Origin of the sequence: Bosea sp. F3-2 (assembly GCF_008253865.1) — a bacterium.
Lineage (GTDB): Bacteria > Pseudomonadota > Alphaproteobacteria > Rhizobiales > Beijerinckiaceae > Allobosea.
The window spans coordinates 3,417,082-3,436,916 of the sequence record NZ_CP042331.1; the positions used below are offsets into that span (position 1 = coordinate 3,417,082).

15 protein-coding genes are annotated in these 19,835 nt (G+C 68.2%); 1 reads left to right on the forward strand and 14 read right to left on the reverse strand.

Going from position 1 to position 19,835, the window contains the following annotated elements; translation table 11 throughout:
- Positions 1-7: 7 nt before the first annotated feature.
- The 14 genes from FQV39_RS15820 to FQV39_RS15885 all read right to left on the reverse strand — a co-directional run bounded on the left by FQV39_RS15820 (position 8) and on the right by FQV39_RS15885 (position 18,506).
- Positions 8-664, reverse strand: coding sequence for a DUF1345 domain-containing protein (locus tag FQV39_RS15820; RefSeq protein WP_149131154.1), 657 nt, complete (start codon positions 662-664; stop codon positions 8-10).
- Positions 661-4,161, reverse strand: coding sequence for a double-strand break repair helicase AddA (gene addA, locus FQV39_RS15825; RefSeq protein WP_187639948.1), 3,501 nt, complete (start codon positions 4,159-4,161; stop codon positions 661-663). Before addA ends, FQV39_RS15820 begins: the two co-directional genes overlap by 4 nt.
- Positions 4,158-7,265, reverse strand: a complete 3,108-nt coding sequence (addB, locus tag FQV39_RS15830; RefSeq protein WP_149131156.1) for a double-strand break repair protein AddB — start codon at positions 7,263-7,265, stop codon at positions 4,158-4,160. Before addB ends, addA begins: the two co-directional genes overlap by 4 nt.
- The gene (locus FQV39_RS15835) at positions 7,258-7,962 is read right to left on the reverse strand and encodes a nucleotidyltransferase family protein (protein WP_149133875.1); all 705 of its coding nucleotides are present in this window, start codon (positions 7,960-7,962) and stop codon (positions 7,258-7,260) included. Before FQV39_RS15835 ends, addB begins: the two co-directional genes overlap by 8 nt.
- A 361-nt stretch (positions 7,963-8,323) precedes the next feature.
- On the reverse strand, positions 8,324-9,871 hold the full coding sequence (tsaE, locus tag FQV39_RS15840; RefSeq protein WP_149131157.1) for a tRNA (adenosine(37)-N6)-threonylcarbamoyltransferase complex ATPase subunit type 1 TsaE: 1,548 nt from the start codon (positions 9,869-9,871) through the stop codon (positions 8,324-8,326).
- Positions 9,868-12,285: a sensor histidine kinase gene (locus FQV39_RS15845; RefSeq protein ID WP_349238554.1), complete on the reverse strand. Its 2,418-nt coding sequence runs from the start codon at positions 12,283-12,285 to the stop codon at positions 9,868-9,870. Before FQV39_RS15845 ends, tsaE begins: the two co-directional genes overlap by 4 nt.
- A gap of 459 nt (positions 12,286-12,744) precedes the next feature.
- Entirely contained in the window at positions 12,745-14,139 is a 1,395-nt protein-coding gene (ahcY, locus tag FQV39_RS15850; RefSeq protein ID WP_472840593.1) for an adenosylhomocysteinase, read from the reverse strand.
- 114 nt (positions 14,140-14,253) lie between these two features.
- Positions 14,254-14,451, reverse strand: coding sequence for a DUF2283 domain-containing protein (locus FQV39_RS15855; RefSeq protein WP_149131160.1), 198 nt, complete (start codon positions 14,449-14,451; stop codon positions 14,254-14,256).
- Positions 14,435-14,629, reverse strand: a complete 195-nt coding sequence (locus FQV39_RS15860) for a DUF4258 domain-containing protein (protein WP_248313029.1) — start codon at positions 14,627-14,629, stop codon at positions 14,435-14,437. The genes FQV39_RS15855 and FQV39_RS15860 overlap by 17 nt, the downstream gene beginning before the upstream one ends.
- On the reverse strand, positions 14,626-14,940 hold the full coding sequence (locus tag FQV39_RS15865; protein WP_149131161.1) for an HPr family phosphocarrier protein: 315 nt from the start codon (positions 14,938-14,940) through the stop codon (positions 14,626-14,628). The genes FQV39_RS15860 and FQV39_RS15865 overlap by 4 nt, the downstream gene beginning before the upstream one ends.
- Positions 14,941-14,964: 24 nt before the next feature.
- Positions 14,965-15,366 carry a PTS sugar transporter subunit IIA gene (locus FQV39_RS15870; protein ID WP_149131162.1) on the reverse strand — a complete coding sequence of 134 codons (402 nt, stop codon included), beginning with the start codon at positions 15,364-15,366 and terminating at the stop codon, positions 14,965-14,967.
- Positions 15,367-15,475: 109 nt separating this feature from the next.
- Entirely contained in the window at positions 15,476-15,946 is a 471-nt protein-coding gene (locus FQV39_RS15875) for an HPr kinase/phosphorylase (RefSeq protein ID WP_149131163.1), read from the reverse strand.
- A complete protein-coding gene (locus tag FQV39_RS15880; protein WP_149131164.1) occupies positions 15,936-17,735 on the reverse strand; it encodes a stimulus-sensing domain-containing protein in 1,800 nt (599 codons plus the stop codon). Before FQV39_RS15880 ends, FQV39_RS15875 begins: the two co-directional genes overlap by 11 nt.
- Positions 17,736-17,804: 69 nt before the next feature.
- Complete coding sequence (locus FQV39_RS15885; protein ID WP_149131165.1) at positions 17,805-18,506, reverse strand: response regulator transcription factor; 702 nt, start codon at positions 18,504-18,506, stop codon at positions 17,805-17,807.
- A gap of 142 nt (positions 18,507-18,648) precedes the next feature.
- Between FQV39_RS15885 and FQV39_RS15890 the strand changes: the two genes are divergently transcribed.
- Positions 18,649-19,410: a HugZ family pyridoxamine 5'-phosphate oxidase gene (locus FQV39_RS15890; RefSeq protein WP_149131166.1), complete on the forward strand. Its 762-nt coding sequence runs from the start codon at positions 18,649-18,651 to the stop codon at positions 19,408-19,410.
- The last annotated feature ends 425 nt before the right edge of the window (positions 19,411-19,835 follow it).

Below are 19,835 nucleotides of genomic sequence, written 5' to 3' on the forward strand. Positions count from 1 at the left end.
GGGCGCGTCACGAGCCGCTTGAAACCAGGCTCGCCCCGACATTGATCGCCATCGCCAGAATCGAAGTGTTGAACACGAAGGCGAGGACAGAGTGCAGCAGCACGACGCCGCGCGCCTCACGCGTGGTCACCCCCACATCCGAGGTCTGCGATGTGCAGCCGATCGTGTAGGAGAAATACAGGAAATCGACATAGTCGGGATCGGCCTCTCCGGGAAAATCGAGGCAGGGCTCCTTTTTGCCGCCCCGGTAGTAGACACCGGCGTAATGCAGCGTGAAGAAGGCGTGCAGCAGCGTCCATGAACACAGAATCGTGACGCCGCCGAGCGCCAGATGGAGGCCGCGCTCCGCGGCGGGCGCTGCGCCGATGCCCGTAAGCTGCACCACGATGGCGACGAGGCTCGCGCTCGCGGCCAGGCAGGCAATGATCAGGATGGCGAAGGCGCCTTCGTCCTGACGCTCGGCCCGCGCCCGGATCTCGTCGACCGTTTCCGAAAACATCGTCGAGGCGAGCAAGCCGAGATAGAGAATCGTACTGACGTCCCAGGCAACCAGGAATCGCGTCGCCCAACGCCAGTCGCCGGGCAGCAGCACCGCCAACACTGCGCCCGCGCCCAAAGCCACCAGAAGGCGCGGGCGCAGCAACAGGGACGGCAGAAGCTTCATGATCGGGGCGATCCGTCGGGGGGATCGACGCTAACGCCCGTGGCGGCGCCTGCCAAGGCGAGAAGCGCCGCATCGAGCTGCGCGGCCGCAAGCTCGAAATGGGCGAGGTTCGCGGTGTAGACCACCAACGCCCGGATCGTCCGGCCGGGATAGATCTCTTGCATCAGCGCGGCATAGGCGGCGAGCTGCGCCAGCGTGCCGACGGGAATCGCCTCGGCCCGTTCCGGCGGCCGGGCGGTGGTCTTGAAATCGGCGATGACGACGCAGTCGGGCATGACGGCGAGCCGGTCGATCCGGCCGGATACCGCGCGCATCGGACCATCCGGCAGGCGGATGGCACCGGCCACCGGCACCTCCGCCAGCGCACCTTCGGAAAAGAGCGCCGCGAGGCCCGGCTCGTCCAGCAGAGCAAGCGCCTGGGCGACGATGCGCGCGCGGCGCTCCGGCGGCAGCGCGCCACCGCGCGCCTGCGCCAAGACTTCTGCCGTCCCGGCGCGGCGCGCGGCCGGAAGATCGGGCAGCAGCTGGAGCAGGAGATGCGCCAGCCGGCCCGCCGCCGCAGCCTCGGCCAGGAAAGGCCCGTCGCCCGGCCGCTCCTCGCCATCCGCAGCCGAGAGAGCGCTCGATGGCTTGAGCGGCGGTGCGGGCTCGGCCTCCCGGGCGACCCGCTTCGTCAGCCAGATGGGCGACGGCAGGGCCGGCTCGCCCCGAAGAGCCTGCGTCTCCTCATCCACCGGCGCCGGCGGCGTGACAGAGAAGCGCAGGATCGCCTCCTCGCCCGCACCGATCTCGTGCAAACCGGCCTCCGACTGCGCCAGCCCTTCCGCGATCATCGCATACCAGCTTCCGGCCGGCGCCTCGCCCTTGGCCTGCGCGCCGCAGACAATCAGGCGATCTTCGGCGCGGGTCATGGCGACATAGAGCAGGCGGTGATGCTCCTCGACCATCTGCGCGATGACCCTGGCCTTGGCCGCGGTGGTCGCCTCAGTGTCCTCGGCGCTCGCGGGCGGCCAGATCGGGACGAGGCCGTCGCGGGCAGCCGGCACGGCGAGGATCTTCGGCAGGCGCTTGGCACCGGGCTCGACGCCGAGATCGGCGAGGATGACGATCTTCGCCTCCAGCCCCTTCGAGCCGTGCACCGTCATGACGCGGACCTCGCCGGCGCTGGCCGAGAGATCGCGCTTCACGTCGGCGGCGCTGCCGGTGACGTGCTGGAGGAAGCCGGCGAGCGAGGGGCCATAACGCCGCTCATGATCGAGCGCCGCGTTGAGAAAGGCATCGAGCGCGTCGCCCGCTTCGGCACCGAGCCGGGCCAGGGCGAGATTGCGTCCGCCACCGGGACCGAGCAGCCCGGCGAAGAAGCGGAACGGCCCGGAGCGGCCGGCCTCGCGCGCCCAGTCGACAAGCTTCGCCTCCGCTGCGGCATAGCGCGGCTCGTTCGCGGCGGCCTCCTGCAAGGCGGCGCGCAGCGAACCGGCGCGGCCGGGCGCGAGATGCAGGAGATCATCGTCGTTCAGGTCGATCAGCGGCGTCTTCAAAGCGGTGGCGAGCGTCAGGTCGTCGTCCGGCAGCAGCAGCGCCCGGCCGAGCACGACGAGATCCTCCACCGCCGGATGTTCGGCCAGCGTCAGCCGGTCGCGACCTGTCACCGGCACGCCGGCATCCTTCAGCGCCTTGACGATGGCCTCGAAGAGCGCGCCACGCTGGCGCAGCAGGATCATCACGTCGCCGGCGGCGAAGGGATTGCCGCGATCGTCGCGCCGGTCGCGATGCCAGCGCTGCAAGGTGCGCGCAATGCGCTCGGCGAGCTTCACCGTGCCACTGCGCCGCTCGGGCGCATCGACCGGCGTGGTCCAGGCATCCGGCGGCTCGCCGGTATCGTTGGCGGCTATAGGCCAGATGTCGACCGTGCCGGGCGCGCTGCGGCGCACCGTGTCGTGCATCTCCGGCCGCGCCGTGCCGTCGAAGACGAGTCCGCGCGCATGCTCGGCCAAGGCGAAGACGGCATCGACCGCCTGCATGATGTCCGGCGCCGAGCGGAAGGAGGTGTTGAGGCTGATCGCCTCGAAGGCGAGCTCCGCCTCCGCGATCCGTTGGCCGAGCGCGCGGCGCTCCTCGCCGAAGGCAGCGGGCGCAGCTCCTTGAAAGCCATAGATCGACTGCTTCTCGTCGCCGACGACGAAGATGGTGCGCGGCTTTGCCCGAAGGTCGCCACCGCTGGTGAATTCCTCGGCGAGCTTGCGCAGGATCGCCCATTGCGCCTCGCCGGTGTCCTGCGCCTCGTCGAGCAGGATGTGGTCGATGCCGGCGTCGAGCTTGTAGAGCACCCAGGCCGCCTCGACCCGCTCCAGCAGCGAGCGCGTCCGCGCGATCAGGTCATCGTAGTCGAGCAGCGAGCGCAGGCTCTTCTGGCGCTGGTAGGAGGCGAGCATGCGCGTGACCAGCAAAGCGAGCGCCGCGCTGCGGTCGCGGATAGCGACGGCGTTGATCGCATCGGCCGCCGCCAGCAGGCAGGCGGCGAGCGCTTCCAGCGTCGCCAGCAAGGCGCCGTCGAATTCGGATTTGCCCTTGCCGCGGATATTGGCGTTGATCGTGCCGGCTTCGGTGATGAAGCCGCGCCGGCAGAAGGCGACGGGGTCGCCATCGTCCTGCCCGGCAAGCAGCGTGCGCAGCGACGCGGCAAGGTTCTGGCGCGTCGCGCTACCGGCCTGCAGCGCCTCGATCAGGCCCTGCAGGCCGGGCAGTGCCGCGAACTCGGCGCGAAAGGCCCGTTTGATCGTGTCGGCATCGAGATCGGGCGCGATAGCGAGGAAGGCGGCGATGCCGGCCAGCATCTCCCGCGGATCGCGGGCGCGGCCGTTCTCGTCGCTGAACAGGGCGCGCTGGCGCAGCGCCTCCTGCACCATCGTCTCGAAGGAGTCCTGCGCCGCGAGCTGGGCCAAGAGATCGAGCGCGCGTGCTTCCGCCCCATCCGGCTTCGCAGCGACCAGGGCTAGCAGTTCGCGCCGCGCCTCGCGCAGCATCTCGGCCTGGGCGAGATCATCCGCCACCTCGAAGCGCGGCGGCACATTGGCCTCGAAGGGCGCAGCTTGCAGCACGCGGGTGCAGAAGGCGTGGATCGTCTCGATGCGCAGGCCGCCCGGTGTTTCCAACGCCTCGGCGAAGAGCCGTCGCGCCTTGGCCCGCTCGGCGGCAGCCGGCGCACGACCTGTCAGATTGGTCAGCTCCCGTGCAAGGACGGTCTCATCCAGCGTCGCCCAGGCACCGAGCGCCTTGAAGATGCGGTTCGCCATATTGGCGGCCGCCGCCTTGGTATAGGTGATGCACAGCATCCGGCTCGGCTGCACGCCGTCGAGCAGGAGCCGGAGCACGCGGTTGACCAGCACATGGGTCTTGCCCGAGCCGGCATTGGCCGAGACCCAGGCCGAGAGGCCGGGGTCGGCGGCCAGCGCCTGGCGCTGGTTGGTCAGCGGCGGAACGATCCAGCCCGGCTTCACGCCTCGCCTCCTTCGTCCCCGCCGGGTGCCGCCGACCATTCCTTGACACGGGCGAGATGGTCGTAGGGGCTGGCATAGCGGATGTAGTCCGGCGCGCGCCGCGAGACGTAAGGCTCGCGACCGGAGCGCAGCGCATCAAGATGCTTCAGCAGATTGTCGAGATGGCGCGCGGCGACATCGGCCAGCGGCTCGCCGTCGAAATCCAGCGGCTTGTCCTTGGCCCAGCCCTTCGGGTCGTGGTGGAGCTTCATGTAGATGACAGCCTCGACCGGCGTCGGCCCTGTCAGTCCTTTGAAACCGGAACGTGCCGCAAGCTCGGCTTCCAGCGTCAATTGCGGCGCAAAGCCCTTCTCGACCTGGGCCTTGCTGGGCGGCGCGCCGGTCTTGAAGTCGACGATCCGCAGCGCCGGCTCGCGCGTCAGCTCGATGCGGTCGGCCCGCCCGCTCAGCCGGAATTCGCTGCCGTCGGCCAGCTTGAAGCTCGCCCCAGTGAACAGCTCGACGCCGATGCGGCCGATGCCGGGGCGCCGGCGCTCCTCCCAGCGGATGAAATGCCCGGCCGTGAGCAGAAAGCGCGGCCACCAGAAGGCGCGCACCTCCGGCACGTCGTCGAAGTCGCGGAACAACCGGTCTCCGATGGCGATCAATTGCCCGAGCGCGTCGGCAGGCAACTGCTCGGGATACGTCGTGGTGAAGCTCTCGACGATGTTGTGCAGAAGCCGGCCGCGGTCCTGCGCCGTCGGGTCCTCGATCAGTTCGTCAAGCGAGTCGAGCTTCAGGATCTTGCGGGCATGGATCTGGTAGGGATCGCGATAGAGCGTCTCGACCTCGGTGACGCTGAGCAAGAGCGGCTGCAGCGCGCGCGGCGGGCGCGGCGCCGGCCGCCCGATCGGCTTGGCCGCAGCCGGCGCGCTCAGCAGGGCAGCGAGCCCGCGCAGACGATCGCCCTCGGCGCGCGCCCTGCTCCATGCGTCCTTCGGCGTCACCGCCTGCAGGCGTTGCCAGAAGCGCGAGGCGATGGTCTCGGCCTCGCCGACCTTGCGTGGCCGCGTCAGCGTGACCTCGCGCGCCATCAGCGCCTGGACGAAGTCATGCGCGGTCTGGCCGATGCGGCGCTCTGGCGGCGACAAGCCGAGCTCCGCGCGCATCGGCCGGTTGATGAAGGAATCGGTCGTGGTCTGCGGCGGCCAGACGGTCTCGTTCAGCCCCCCAAGCACGATATGGTCGGCCTCGAGCAGGCGCGCTTCGAGCAGGCCCCAGATGGCAACACGCGGATGGCCCGACGCCGCCCGCTTGACCGCGCGCTCGGCGAGCAGGCCGTCGAGGATCGCGACGAAATCCTGCGGCCGGCCGCCGGACGGGATCACCTCTCTCGCCGCAACGAGGTCATCAAACAGGCCGGCCAGCGCCTCGCCATCGGGGCCGACGAAAGCGAGCGGCGTGCCGGCTTCCGTCGTGCTCATGGCGGTGACGGCCGCCTGTGCGGCTGCGGCGACGGCAGCGAGTGACGGCGCGTCGAGGAAAAGCGCTTCGAGCAGCGGTGCACAGGCGGCTTCCAGCGCATGAAGCACGGTCGCGGCGGCAGCTGCATCCTCCGCCGTCAATCGCTTGCGCGGGCCGGGAACGTGACCAGCCTCGCGCAGCTCGTTCCATTGGCCGAGTGCGACATGCAGGCCGGCCAGCCCCCTGCCGACGGCATTGCCGCGCCAGCAGCCGATCTCGAGGGCCGCGGCTCCACGCGTCAGCGCCTCGTGGCTCAAGCCCAGCCGGCAGAGCGGATGGGCGAAGAGCGGGACGAGCGTGGCCGGCGTCATCTGCGCCAGCGCCGCTTCCAGAATGAGCCGCAGCAGCGAGCCCGCCGGCCAGCGCCCGAGCGGCTGTCCGGCGGAATCATCGACCTCGACGCCCCAGCGCGCCAGTTCCACCGCCACGCGCTCGGCAAGGCCGCGATCCGGCGTGACCAATGCTGCCTTCGCCTGCGGCCGTTCAAGCGTCTCGCGCAGCGCGATGGCGACCGCGAGTGCCTCCTCGCGCTCGTCGGCCGTCTCGACGATGCGCAGTCCGGCGAAGCCCGCTTCCGCCTCGCCGGCCGCGATGCGTTGACCGAGGCTGGCCCAAAGCTCCGTCACCGAAGCCGGCAGCATCGCCTCGCGCAGCAATTCCCCTCGTGCATGGCGCGCGGCATCGGGCACTGCGAGTTCGCGCACATCGGCGCGCTCCGCACCGAGCGTCTCCATCAGATGATGCAGCGCCGCCTGCGGATGCGACGGCGCAGGTTCCTTGGCGATCGCGTTCCAAGCCCGCTCGTCCAACTCGAGGTCGATGCCCGGCAGGATGACCGCTCCGTTGGGAAGCCGTGCGATGGCCGAGAGCAGCCGCGCCGTGGCCGGGACTGTGCCGGTCGAGCCTGCGGCGATGATCGGGCCCCTTGCTCCGCCCGCAAGCAGCCGCTCGCGCTCGGCCGCCAACATGCGGTTGCGGAATTCGGCCGGGTCGATCGCGCCTTGGTCCGCGAGGATCTGCGGCCAAGCCTCGCCGAGAATGGCGAGGAAACTGGCGTTGAGCTGCCAGACCCTGTCGAAGCGGGCAGCGTCGAGGCCGACGAGCTTCTCGACCGGGACGCCCTCGGTCTGCATCTGATCGAGCAGGGCGGCGAGGTCCCCGGCGAGCCCATAGGCCTCGGCCAGCGTCGCCGGCACCAGTGACGGCTCCGACGGGTCGAGCCTGAGATGGCTGCGATTGGCGGCGCGGCCCCAGGCGTCGACGAGCCGGGTCAGCAGCATGCGGCGCTGCAGCGGCTCGATCGGAGCGAGACGCTCGCCTGTCCAGGCGCCGGAGCCGATCAGCGCCGTTTCGGCCTCGTCGACATCGCCGAGCGGGACGATGCGCGGCAGCAGGAGCGGCTTGCCGCCGAGCCTCTCGGCCAGGATTGCGGTGAAGGCGCGGGCGGCGCGGCGCGTCGGCAGGTAGAGCGTGGCGCGTGCCATCGCCGCCGGATCGGCGTGGTCGTGGATCGGCCCCAGCCGCCCGTCCAGCATCGCTTCGGCCAGCACCTCGAGAAAGGGCGCGCCGGCGGGAATGCTGAACAGGTTGAGCTCAGGCATCGACCGGCTGCGCGGCGAGGGCGGCTTCGGCCGGCGCGATCGCCTCGGGCGTGCCTACATGCAGCCAGCGCCCCTCCAGCACCTCGCCGAACAGGCGGCCGCGGGCGATGGCGCGGTCGAAGAGCAGGTTGAGCGAGAACGGCCCTTCCGGCGTGTCGGCGAAGAGCTCCGGCTTGAGGATAGCGACACCCGCGTAGACCCAAGGCGCGCTCGCAGCCGCGCCGCGGCGTGTCAGGCGGCCGTCCCCTCCGAGGAAGAAATCGCCGGCGCCGTCGAAGCCAAGGCTGGTCTCGCGCTCGGCGAGCAGCAGCAGCATGTCCATCCGCGCCGGGTCCCAGGCCTCGGCCATCGCCTGCATGGCGGGCCGGCCGGTCTCGCGCCAGAGCGCGTCGGAGTTGACGTGGAAGAACGGTGTGGCGCCGAGCAGCGGCAGCGCCTTCTTCACGCCGCCGCCCGTCTCCAGCAGTTCGGCACGCTCGTCCGAGATGGAGATGCGCGGGCGGGTGCGTCCGGCGAGGTGCGCCTCGACCTGCCCGGCGAGATGATGGACGTTGACGACAGCCTCCTCGACGCCGACCTCGGCCAGCCGGTCGAGCATATGGTCCAGCATCGCCTTGCCGCCGATCTTCACCAGCGGCTTCGGCAGCGTGTCGGTGATGGGGCGCATGCGCTGCCCGAGCCCGGCCGCCAGCACCATCGCCCGGCGGATCGGCGGCGAAGCGGTTGAGGTCACGCGAATCTCCCTGCCATTTCAGCAACGTTATCAGCCACGGAGAGAACCCGCACTCAAGACCCGATACGGCTTGCGCATTCCTGGGGGTGGGGGCGCGGGAACTACCCTTCTCCCCTTGCGGGAGAAGGTGGCTCGGCGAAGCCGAGACGGATGAGGGGTCGCGCGACCTTCGATAAGACGGGACATCAATTACGACAGCGATTCAGGACGGCACGACCCCTCACCCAACCCTCTCCCGCAAGGGGAGAGGGGCGCGGCGCGGTTCCCGTGCTCGCTCCTTCACGAGATGCACGGGTCAAGCCCGAGCATGACGGCGCCTTGCGCCTCACTCCGTCTCGAACAGCTTGGGCATATGGGCCTGATACCAGCCCTTCAGCTCTTCGAGGGCGGGGTGTTCGAGATTGCGGCGCAGATAGGCCTCGATGCGCGGCAGATGCTTGAGGTAGTCCGGCTTGCCATCGCGCTTGTCGAGCCGGGCGAAGATGCCGGCGATCTTGGTGTTGCGCTGGGCGCCAAGGATCGCATAGGCGCGGGCGAAATCGGCGAGATCGAAATCGGGCGCCTCAGTGCGCCGCGCCGCGCCATAGGCGGCGAGCAATCTCAATTCCAGCGAGGCCGGAACATCGACGCGCGCATCCTGGCCGAGCGAGGCGAGGTCGTAGGCCGGGTGGCCGAGCACGGCATCCTGGAAGTCGATCAGGCCGAGCCTGGCGTGGCCCTCCCGCTGTTCCAGCCAGATCAGGTTCGGCGAATGGAAATCGCGCAGCGTCCAGGTGCTGGGCTGGGCGAGGATCTCGTCGAAGAGCTTGTTCCAGATGCGGGCGAATTCGGCCTGTGTCACCGCCGGCAGGGTCACGCCCGCGATATGCGGCGCATACCATTCCAGGATCAGCTCGGTCTCGATCGCCAGCGCCTGCCGGTCATATTCCGGGATCGCATGGTCGCGCGCCTCGGCCACCGGCAGGATCGCCGGCAGGGTATGGCGGTGGAGGTCGGCGAGCAGCCTGGCCGCCGCCTCATAGCGATCCGCGATCGGCCGGCGCTCGGCGTCGATCACCCCCGCACTGCCGAGATCCTCGATGATGAGCAGGCCGGTGGTCAGTTCCTCGGCGAGGATCTCGGGCGCCGAATAGCCGAGCGAGCGCAGGCCGCGATCCATCGCGACGAAGGCCTCGACGTTCTCGGCAAGGTGAGCCAGCGTGCTGTAGGGCTTGCCGAGGCGGATCGGCGGGCCGTCCGGCCGCGGCGGCGAGATCATCAGCACGGCGGTCTCGCCATTCGGCTGCGTCAGCCGCTCATAGGCGCGCGTCGAGGCGTCGCCGAGCATGAAGTCGCGGCGTGCCCCGCCCCAGCCGGAGGCGTCGAGCAGGCGGCGCGAAGCGACGGCGATGGCGAGCCGCTGCTTCCAGAGCACGCCGCCGGAGAGATCGGCGATGCGGCCGGTCTCGGGATTGTCGGGGTCGACATCGAGCACGATGTCGAGCCTGCGCCCAGCCGGCAGGCGCGTGCCGGCGCGGTCAGGCCACTCGACCAACGTGATCAGCCGTTCGACATCCTCGATCAGGCCGATGTCGTCGAGCTCGTCCGGCGAGCGCACGCGGTAGAGATCGGCGTGCAGCGCGGGGCCGCGCCTGGTGTCGTAGCTCTGGACGAGCGTGAAGGTCGGGCTCGGCGCCTCCAGTGCGGGGTCGTCCGCGAGCTCGCGCAGGATGGCGCGCGCCAGCAGCGACTTGCCGGAGCCGAGATGGCCGGAGAGCGCGACGATGTCGCCCGGCTTCAGGATGGCGGCGATGTCGGCGGCGAGGCGCAGCGTTGCTGCCTCATCCGCCAGCAAAAGGCGGTGGAGGCCGGCCTTGCGGGCTTCTTCGGTCATTCAGCGGCGTCCGAGAGCGGCATTCCCTGTGCCGGGAAGATGGCCGTCACCTTCGTGCCGCGGCCCGGCGCGGAGTCGAGCTCGACATGGCCGCCATGCAATTCGACGATGGAGCGGACGATCGACAGCCCGAGGCCGACGCCGCGATGGCTGGAGCCGAGGGAATGGCTCTCGAAGCGCTCGAAGACCTTCTCCATGACCTCCGACGGAATGCCGCGGCCGTGATCGGCCACGGTGATGCGGATGTCGCTGCCCTGGCGTGTCGCGCTGACGGTCACGGTCTGACCGGGCGAGGAGAAGCCGATCGCGTTCGAAAGCAGGTTGAACAGCACCTGCCGCAGGCGCTTGCCGTCGGCGCGCAGCGGCCCGGTGCGCGGATCGATTTCGACCTTGAGCTCCAGCCTGCTGTCGGTCAGCCGGTCATGCAGGCCCGCCGCCGCCTGGGCGATGGTGTCGGCGACATCGACATCCTGGATTTCCAGCGTCAGCGCGCCATTGTCGATGGTCGCGAGGTCCAGGATGTCGTTGATGATGGCGAGGAGCGCGCCGGAGGAGCGCACGATATGCGAGGCATAATCGCGCTGCTTCTCGTTGAGCGGGCCGACCGTCTCGGTGCCGAGCAACTGCGCGAAGCCGATGATGTTGGTGAGCGGCGAGCGCAGCTCGTAGGAGACGTGGTGGACGAAGTCCTCGCGCAGCCGCGAGACACGCTCCAGCGCCTCGTTCTTCTCGGTCAGCGCCCGCTCGACATTCACGCTGGCGGTGACGTCGGCGAAGGAGATCAGCGTCGCTCCGTCCGGCAACGGCGCGGCCGCCATGTCGAGCACCGTGCCGTCGCGCCGCTCCATCCGGCTGCGATAATCCTCGCGCGCATCGCGCACGCCGGTGACGACGCTGTGCAGTTCGCTCCAGATCTCGTCCTGCGGGAAGAGCGGCCGGCAGAGGCGAATGACCTCGTCGATATGCGGGGCGCTGGCGGCGAGATCGCCGCCCTGGATACGCCAGGATTGGGCGAAGGCGGGGTTGGAGAGCTTGAGCCGCCCATCCGAGCCGAACACGGCAACGCCCTCGCGTAGCGAATCCAGCGTCTCGCGCTGGGTGCGGGAGAGCGCGTTGAAGCGGGATTCGAGCGTGAAGCGCTCGGTCACATCGTCGTAGAGATAGGTGACGCCGCCCTGCGGATTGGGGCTGGCGACGACATGGATGGTGCGCCCGTCCGGCAGATACCACCAGTCCTCGCTGGCGCGCGTCGCGGTGTAGGCCGCCTGGGCCGCAGCCTTCCAGCTGCGGTAATCGCCGAGTTCCGGCAGGCGCCGCTCGGCCCGGAGCCGGTCGAGGATCTCGCCATCGGTCGGCTGGCCATCGAGGAAGCCCGCCTCCAGCGACCAGAGCGCATCGAAGCCGGAGTTGCGATAGACGAGACGCTGCGAGCCGTCGAAGACCGCGACCGCCGTCTTCAAGCGGTCGAGCGTACGGACATGGGCGTCCATCTGGCGCTGAAGGTCGGCCCTGACCGCTTCCAGCTCGCTCATATCGGTGGCGAACCCGGCAAAGCCCGTCGCAGCCGGCAGCTCGACGATGTCCAGAGTCCGGCGTTGGCCCGCGACAACCGCTGGCGCCCGCACCGCAAAGGGGCTGCCTTCGCGCCGCGCCCGTGTCGCCGCCTCGCGCTCGGCCCGGTCGAGCAGTTCGAGACCGCCCTTCACCGCGGTCGCCGTGTCGCTGGCTTCGACGGCCCGCGCATAGGCGGCGTTGACCCAGGTCAGGCGGCCATCGGCGTTACGCATCCAGGCTGGGTGCGGCAGGCCCGCGAGCAGATGGGCGAGCGCCGCGTGATCTGCGGTGACGCGCTCCAGCTCGCCGCGCAGCGTCATGACCTGCGCCCGCTCGCCGGTGACCTCGCGGAAGCGAATGACTGCCCGGCCGGCGACGGGCCGGCCCTCGATATCGATGAAAGGTCCGGCCTTGCTGCGCAGCGTGACGGTGAAAGCCTCGCCACGCTCCTTCAGTGCGTCGGTCGCAAGCTCCAGCCGCTTGGCGTCAGAAGGGGCGGCCCAGCTGCCATAGGCCAAAGCGAGCGCGGCGCCGGGGGCGCCGAGAAAGCCGCTGTCTCCCTCGAAGACCGGCTGAGCATCCCGGCCGTTCCAGCTCACCACGACCTGCGGATCAGCACCCAGCAGGATCGAAAGCCGCTCCTGATGGCTGCGTGCGGCTTCGAGATCGGCTGCCAGCTTGGCTTCGCGCTTCTGCCAGCGGGTTCGTTCGCGCAGATAGACGAGCGAGGTCGTCGTGGCGAAAACCGTCAATCCCGCGAGAACGAGGGACAACGCGCTCGTGCTCATGATGTCGAGCCGCATCGGCGCGAGCCAGGGATCCTGCGCGATGGCGGGGGCCGAGGCAACCGAAGCGATCAAGGCAGGCAGCAATGCGCGCGGAGTCCAGTCCCCAGCTCGCCCCTGTCGCCTCACCCGTCTCATCCTGCGCCCATCATCTCGTGGCGGCCGAGGCCGCCATATCCGCCACACCCGTCGGAATCGGCTTGGAGAGCCGGCGAAAACCACCGTCTCGAGGGCCGATGCACGCGCACCACCACGCCAATCACATCAGAGCTTTGATCCGTTCCGCGCCATGGCGGGAACCCGAATCACCCCCACTGTAATCATCGGTGGAGTCCGTCAGGAAGTGCTTAATCGCCGGTAAATGGAGAGTTTTTCGGGCAGCTCGGCCCATCAGGAACGAAATATCAAGAAGTAGTTTCAAAATCAGACCGACCTACAATTTGTAGTGTCCCCTTCGGTGATTCCATAATGGCACAGCGATAAAAAAAGGCCCGGCGGATGCCGGGCCTTCAAGAGATTGCGCGTTGGCGCGTGTCAGTAGCGGTAGTGGTCCGGCTTGAACGGGCCGGCCTGCGGCACGCCGATGTATTTCGCCTGGGCGTCGTTGAGCTTGGTGAGCTTGGCACCGACCTTGGCGAGATGCAGCGCCGCGACCTTCTCGTCGAGATGCTTCGGCAGAGTATAGACCTTGTTCTCGTACTGGGCGTGGTGGTTCCACAGCTCGATCTGGGCGAGCGTCTGGTTCGAGAACGAGCAGGACATCACGAAGGACGGGTGGCCCGTGGCGTTGCCGAGGTTCACGAGGCGGCCTTCCGACAGCAGGATGATGCGCTTGCCGTCGGGGAACTCGACCTCGTCGACCTGCGGCTTGACGTTGTCCCACTTGAAGTTCTTCAGGGCGGCGACCTGAATCTCCGAGTCGAAGTGGCCGATGTTGCAGACGATCGCGCGGTGCTTCATCGCGCGCATGTGGTCGACCGTGATGACGTCGAGGTTGCCCGTGGCGGTGCAGAAGATGTCGCCGCGCGGGGCGGCGTCTTCCATGGTCACGACCTCATAGCCCTCCATCGCCGCCTGCAGGGCGCAGATCGGGTCGATCTCGGTGACGAGCACGCGGCAGCCGGCCTGGCGCAGCGAGGCGGCCGAGCCCTTGCCGACGTCGCCATAGCCGGCGACGACAGCGACCTTGCCCGACATCATGACGTCGGTGCCGCGGCGGATGGCGTCGACCAGCGACTCGCGGCAGCCATAGAGGTTGTCGAACTTCGACTTGGTGACGGAGTCGTTGACGTTGATCGCCGGGAACGGCAGGCGGCTCGCCTTGGCGAGCTCATAGAGGCGGTGCACGCCGGTGGTGGTTTCCTCCGAGACGCCCTTGATCGCGGCGCGAGTCTTGGTGAACCAGCCCGGATTGGCCTTCAGCTGGCGCTTGATCAGCGCGAAGAAGATCGTCTCTTCCTCATTGCCCGGCTTGTCGAGGAAGGCGGCATTCCCGGCCTCGGCCTCGGCACCGAGGATGATCAGCATGGTCAGGTCGCCGCCATCGTCGAGGATCATGTTCGGCGTGCCGCCGTCGCCCCAGGTGGCGGTCTTCAGCACATACTCCCAGTACTCCTCCAGCGTCTCGCCCTTGATGGCGAAGACCGGGGTGCCGGTCGCGGCGATCGCGGCGGCGGCGTGGTCCTGAGTCGAGAAGATGTTGCAGGAGGACCAGCGGACATCGGCGCCGAGCTCCTTCAGCGTCTCGATCAGCACGGCGGTCTGGATGGTCATGTGCAGGCAGCCGGCAATGCGCGCGCCCTTGAGCGGAGCCTTGCCCTTGTTCTCGGCGCGAACCGCCATCAGGCCGGGCATCTCGTCCTGGGCCATGTTGATTTCCTTGCGGCCGTAATCCGCAAGCGCGATGTCCTTGACGATGTAATCCGACACGGGGAGCTCCAATCCTGGCACCTGAAACGTGCCGGCTGTCTAGCAGCGCCCGGAGCGGAAGGCAATCAAAGATATAAAGATGTCTTTATATGAGAGAGAACAGCCAGCGATGGCTCACGCGGCGGTCAGCCGCGTGAGGTCGGCTCCCTGCGCCAGATGCTCCGAAGCGTCGAGGATCTCGACGCCAACGATGCGCCCCGCCTCGTCGAAATCGAAGACGATCCCCGGCCGAACCTCCTCGCTCTCGACGACCTTGCCCTCGGCAAAGCGCAGATAGAGCGCATCGACCTCCGGATCATATGTCGTTCTCATGTCCGGCGCCCTCGGTCCAGAAACGCCGCACCATGTCCGGATGCGACGGATCGGGCTCAGTCTGGTCAGGCGCAAGAACCGTCCGCTCGACCCATGAACGTTCGATGGCGCGTTCAGCCATCATCGCAACGGCGTGAGCCGTGAACTCGAAACGACGATCGGCTGCGCTGCCGCTCACTCCCCCTCGCCGAACTTGTCGGCGATCAGGGCGGCCAGCGCATCGAGAGCCGGCTTCGCCTCGGCCCCCTGGGCGACGATGGTGATCGTCGAGCCGATGCCGGCGCCGAGCGTCAGCACGCCCATGATCGAGGTGGCACCGACGGTCTCGCCGCAGCGGCTCACCGTGATATCGGCGTCGTAACGGGCGGCGCATTGCACGAATTTCGCCGTGGCGCGGGCGTGCAGGCCCTTCTTGTTGACGATCTCGAATTCACCGTAGAGAGCGCCGTCAGGGACCTGGACCTCGGGGCAGTCACAATTCTCGTCCAAGCCGCCCTCCCCGGTCGTGCTGGTTTACTTGCCGGCCAGCACGCGGCTGGCGACCGTGATGTACTTCCGGCCCGCATCCTGCGCGCTGGTCACGGCCTCGTCGAGGGTCTTCTCCTCACGCACGCTGGCGAGCTTGATCAGCATCGGCAGGTTGATGCCGGCCACCACATCGACCCGGCCGGGCTCCATCACCGAGATCGCCAGGTTGGAGGGGGTTCCGCCGAACATATCGGTCAGGATGATGACGCCATCGCCATTCTCGACCTGCTCGACAGCGGCGATGATGTCGCGGCGGCGACTTTCCATGTCGTCATCGGGAGCGATGGCGATCGTCGCCAGATACGCCTGGGGGCCGACGACATGTTCCAGGGCGGCGCGGAATTCCGTCGCCAGATGCCCATGAGTCACGAGGACCAGTCCGATCATTCAATCCAGCACCGGAGAGCGCCCATCGGCGCCCGGACAAGGTCGCGGTTTATGCGGCAGGTGCGAGACAATCGCAAGGTGTCAGCCATTAAACTTGTCAAAATCGTGGTTACAAATCGGACTCTGTGAATAAGTCGAGGGCAGTCAGGACGAGCCGTTCGTCGCCGGCGCGGCCGAAAATCCGCAGGCGCGGCAGGTCCAGTCCAGCGAGGCTGTCGACCAGTTCCTCAGGCTCCGGCATCCGGGCCGGCTCCTCGCCGATCAGGTCGACGAGCAGGCGGACGACAACGGCCCCGGTGAAGGGTTCGGGCGTCAGGCCCAGGCCACGTCGTTCGACAACCCCTTCCAGCGGCGCGACCGGCCGGGCCAGCAGGCGACCGCCAGCCGCCATCAAGGCCACGCGATCGTCGGCGACCAGTCGCGCAAAGCGACCGGACCGCCCGGCGAGGCCGATGAGGGCCAGCGCGAGGGATGACTTGCCGCTGCCGGCGGCGCCACGCAGCAGCACGCCGGCCTCGCCGATCGCAATCGCAGTGGCGTGGATACGCTCGCCCGTCTTCGCGTTCGGTTCAGGCGGCATGCGAATAGGCCGCCGGCAGACAGACAATGAATCGAGCGCCGATCCGGCAGGCTTCGCCGTCCGGTCCGACGGGCCCCAGCCGGTTCTCCGCCCGGATCGAGCCGCGATGCGCCTCGACGATCTGGCGCGAGATCGAGAGACCAAGGCCCGAATTCTGGCCGAAGCCCTCATTGGGGCGGTCGGTGTAGAAGCGCTCGAAGATCCGCTCCAGCGCGTGCGGTTCGATGCCCGGCCCCTCATCCTCGACGGTGACGAGCACATCGTTGGCGACGCGCGAGAGCATGACGCGCACCGGCTTGTCCGGCGGCGAGAAGGAGCGGGCGTTGTCGATCAGGTTGACCATGACCTGGCCGAGCCGGGAGTCGTGGCCGAGCACGAGGAAGGCATCGTTGCCGGCGCGCTGGCTGCGACGCTCGGCCGCCAGCTCGATCCTGGCCTGGCCCTCGCGGCGGGTCTCGTTCTGGATCGTCACGACCGCTTCCAGAACCTGCCCGACGTCGACCGGGGCGGAGTCGTTGCGCGCAAGCTCGGCATCGAGGCGCGAGGCGTCGGAGATGTCGGAAATCAGACGATCGAGACGACGCACATCGTGCTGGATCACCGCGAGCAGCCGCGAGCGCGAATCCTCGGTCTTGGCGCGGGGCAAGGTCTCGACGGCGCTGCGCAGCGACGTCAGCGGGTTCTTGAGCTCATGCGCGACATCGGCGGCGAAGCTCTCGATCGCCTCGATGCGGCTGTAGAGAGCCTTGGTCATGTCGCGCAACGTGCCCGACAAATGGCCGATCTCGTCGTGGCGGCTGCTGAAATCCGGGATCTGCTCGCGCGACTTCACGCCCTTGCGCACGCGTTGCGCGGCATCGGCGAGCTTACGGATCGGCTCGGCGATGGTGCCGGCGAGCAGGACCGACAGGACGATCATCACGCCTGCCGCGACCGCGAAGACCTGGAAAATGGCAAAGCGTTCGGAGGCGATGACAGCATCGATGTCGCCGCCTTGCGTCGAGAGCAGCAACGCTCCCTTCACGGTGCGGAAGCGCTGCACCGGCACCGCGACCGAGACGATGGTCTGTCCCCGCGTGTTGACGCGCACCACGCTCGCCGGCGAGCCGTTCAGGGCGCGGGCGACCTCGGGGTAGGACTTGCCGTTGGCGTTCTCGAAATCGTCGTAGGTCGGCACATCGGCCTTGCCGAGCCGGTTGCGCAGCATGTTCCAGGTGCGCTCCAGGAGCGGCGGCTCGTCGGGCTCGCCGACGCGCGGCAGATCGAGACGCAACACGTCGCCGCGCGAATAGAGGCTGCGCGAGTCGAGGGTGAGCAGACCGTCCTTGTCGTAGACCCGCGCCCGGGTCTTGGTCGGTGTCACCAGCCGGCGCAGCAGCGGCGCGACCTTCTCGGGATTGATCGAGAAGTCGAGCGGATCCTCGGCGATGCCGGCGCTCTCTCCGGCCTGGAGCTGCAGCAGCTTGTCGGGATCAATGGTGATCGTATCGATCTCGACCGTGGCGGAAGAGGCGATCGCGCCGGCGATGATCTCGCCTTGTGTCAGCAAGCTCTGGACACGAGCCTCGATCAGGCCCTCGCGGAACTGGTTGAGGTAGAGGAAGCCGAGCAGCAGCGCCACGAGGCCGCCGAGATTGAGGACGAGAATGCGCCGGGTCAGGCTCGAGGCGGCGCGCGCCGAGATCGCGCGGCCCATCCGCCGCCAGGCGAGGCCGACACGGCGGCGCAACGCCCCGCGCCAGCCGGCGGCTGGCTTTAACGGCCGAGCCTCGTTGTCGACGGTTGCCATGGCTTGCGGCTGACTTTCCGCTCAGGAGACGATGAATGCGCCGGAGCCGGCGCATCCCGCCTTCCTGCCTCAGACTTCCTTGAAGCGATAGCCCACGCCGTAAAGCGTCTCGATCATATCGAACTCGGGATCGACCTGATTGAACTTCTTGCGCAGGCGCTTGATGTGGCTGTCGATGGTGCGGTCATCGACATAGACCTCATCGTCATAGGCGGCGTCCATCAACGCGTTGCGGCTTTTCACCACGCCCGGGCGCTGAGCCAGCGACTGGAGGATCAGGAACTCGGTGACAGTCAACGTCACCGGCTCACCCTTCCAGGTGCAGGTGTGGCGCTCCGGATCCATGCGCAGCAGGCCGCGCTCGAGGGCCTTGGCATCCTCAGTGCGGGCAGCGACCGTCGCGTCCCGGGCACCGGCGCGACGCAGGATCGCCTTGACGCGCTCGACCAGAAGGCGCTGCGAGAACGGCTTCCGGATGAAGTCGTCGGCGCCCATCTTGAGCCCGAAAAGTTCGTCGATCTCCTCGTCCTTCGAGGTCAGGAAGATCACCGGCAGGTCGGATTTCTGGCGCAGGCGACGCAGCAGCTCCATGCCGTCCATGCGCGGCATCTTGATATCGAAGATCGCGAGATCGGGCGGGTTCTGCTTCAGCCCGTCGAGGGCCGAGGCACCGTCCGTATAGGTCATGATGCGATAGCCCTCTGCTTCGAGAGCGATGGAAACCGACGTCAGGATGTTGCGGTCGTCATCGACCAGCGCAATCGTTGGCATAAGGCTTTCGTCTCTTGTTCTCGTTGCAATAAACGGGTTCCCCTCTCGCGTGAGAGAGGCCAAAGCATGGCGGTAATCTAGCGGGGGCGTGGCGATTTGCCTATGTCCCCGTATCACAAGCCTGAAATCGGAGAGAGGTTCCATGGCCAAGGATGCCAAAGACGTAATCCAGCCGATGGACGACGCCGTACGCGCCGAGGCCAAGGGATTGCTGCGCGAGGCGCGCTCGGCGGCGCTCGCCACGCTGGGACCCGACGGCCATCCCTCGGCGAGCCTGGTCGGGCTCGCCACCGACATCGACGGCACGCCGATCATCCTCGTCTCGGGTCTGGCCGCCCATACGGCGAACCTCGTCGCAGATCCGCGCGCTTCGCTCCTGATCTCGCCCGGTGGCAAGGGCGATCCGCTCGCCCATGCGCGCATCACGCTCAAGGTCCGCGCCCGCAAGGTCGAGCGCGAGACGGAAGAAGCCGCGCGCATCCGCCGCCGCTATCTGGCGCGCCAGCCGAAATCCGCGCTCTATGCCGACTTCCCCGATTTCAGCTTCTTCGCGCTGATGATCGAGGGGGCCAGCCTCAATGGCGGCTTCGCCCGCGCCTTCGCGCCGACGCCCGCCGACCTGATGAGCGACCCGGCCCATGCAGCCGCCCTCGCCGATGTCGAGGAAGGGGCGGTGGAGCACATGAACGCCGATCATGCCGATGCACTCGGGCTCTATGCGACACGCCTTCTCGGCGCCAGGGCGGGTGACTGGCGGGCGATCGGTCTCGACCCCGACGGGCTCGACATGGCGCTCGGCAGCGCTGCGCTGCGCCTGCCATTCCCTACCCCCGTAGACGGCCCCGCGGCCTTGCGCAGGACCCTCGCCGAGCTCGCCGGGAGGGCGCGCGCGCAGGCCGCCTGATCCGGAGCATTGTGCTTTGAGCTGGAATCGTGAGGCTCGGGCTGGCGCGAGGCGAACCCCTCCCCCTTGTGGGGAGGGGCAGGGGTGGGGATCGAAAAGCAAGAGCGATCGATGGGGAGGTGTTTCCGGCGCTGCTGCCACGGCACTGAACCTCCAGCCGGTCACCAGGCGGCACCACCCCCTCCCCTCTCCCCTCCCCACAAGGGGGAGGGGAAGAGCGCGCATCGCCAGCGTAGCGGTTCAACCTAAGCGCAGGATACTCCAGCTCTTTGTTTTGACGCATTTTTTCACGCGAACCGGCTTCCACTTCGCTCGAAAATGCTCTCGCCAGACGACTGCTGCGATCGGCCTGGCTCCCAAGGCAGCGTCCGCCGATTCACTACAACGGTATTTCAATCGATTTAGCGAAAGCGGCAAAGAGACCG

Coding starts and splice junctions, on each gene's coding strand:
- FQV39_RS15820 (WP_149131154.1), bottom strand. CDS start 664: ATGAAGCTTCTGCCGTCCCTGTTGCTGCGCCCGCGCCTTCTGGTGGCT.
- addB (WP_149131156.1), bottom strand. CDS start 7,265: ATGCCTGAGCTCAACCTGTTCAGCATTCCCGCCGGCGCGCCCTTTCTC.
- FQV39_RS15835 (WP_149133875.1), bottom strand. CDS start 7,962: ATGGTGCTGGCGGCCGGGCTCGGGCAGCGCATGCGCCCCATCACCGAC.
- tsaE (WP_149131157.1), bottom strand. CDS start 9,871: ATGACCGAAGAAGCCCGCAAGGCCGGCCTCCACCGCCTTTTGCTGGCG.
- FQV39_RS15855 (WP_149131160.1), bottom strand. CDS start 14,451: ATGAGAACGACATATGATCCGGAGGTCGATGCGCTCTATCTGCGCTTT.
- FQV39_RS15870 (WP_149131162.1), bottom strand. CDS start 15,366: ATGATCGGACTGGTCCTCGTGACTCATGGGCATCTGGCGACGGAATTC.
- FQV39_RS15875 (WP_149131163.1), bottom strand. CDS start 15,946: ATGCCGCCTGAACCGAACGCGAAGACGGGCGAGCGTATCCACGCCACT.
- FQV39_RS15880 (WP_149131164.1), bottom strand. CDS start 17,735: ATGGCAACCGTCGACAACGAGGCTCGGCCGTTAAAGCCAGCCGCCGGC.
- FQV39_RS15885 (WP_149131165.1), bottom strand. CDS start 18,506: ATGCCAACGATTGCGCTGGTCGATGACGACCGCAACATCCTGACGTCG.
- FQV39_RS15890 (WP_149131166.1), top strand. CDS start 18,649: ATGGCCAAGGATGCCAAAGACGTAATCCAGCCGATGGACGACGCCGTA.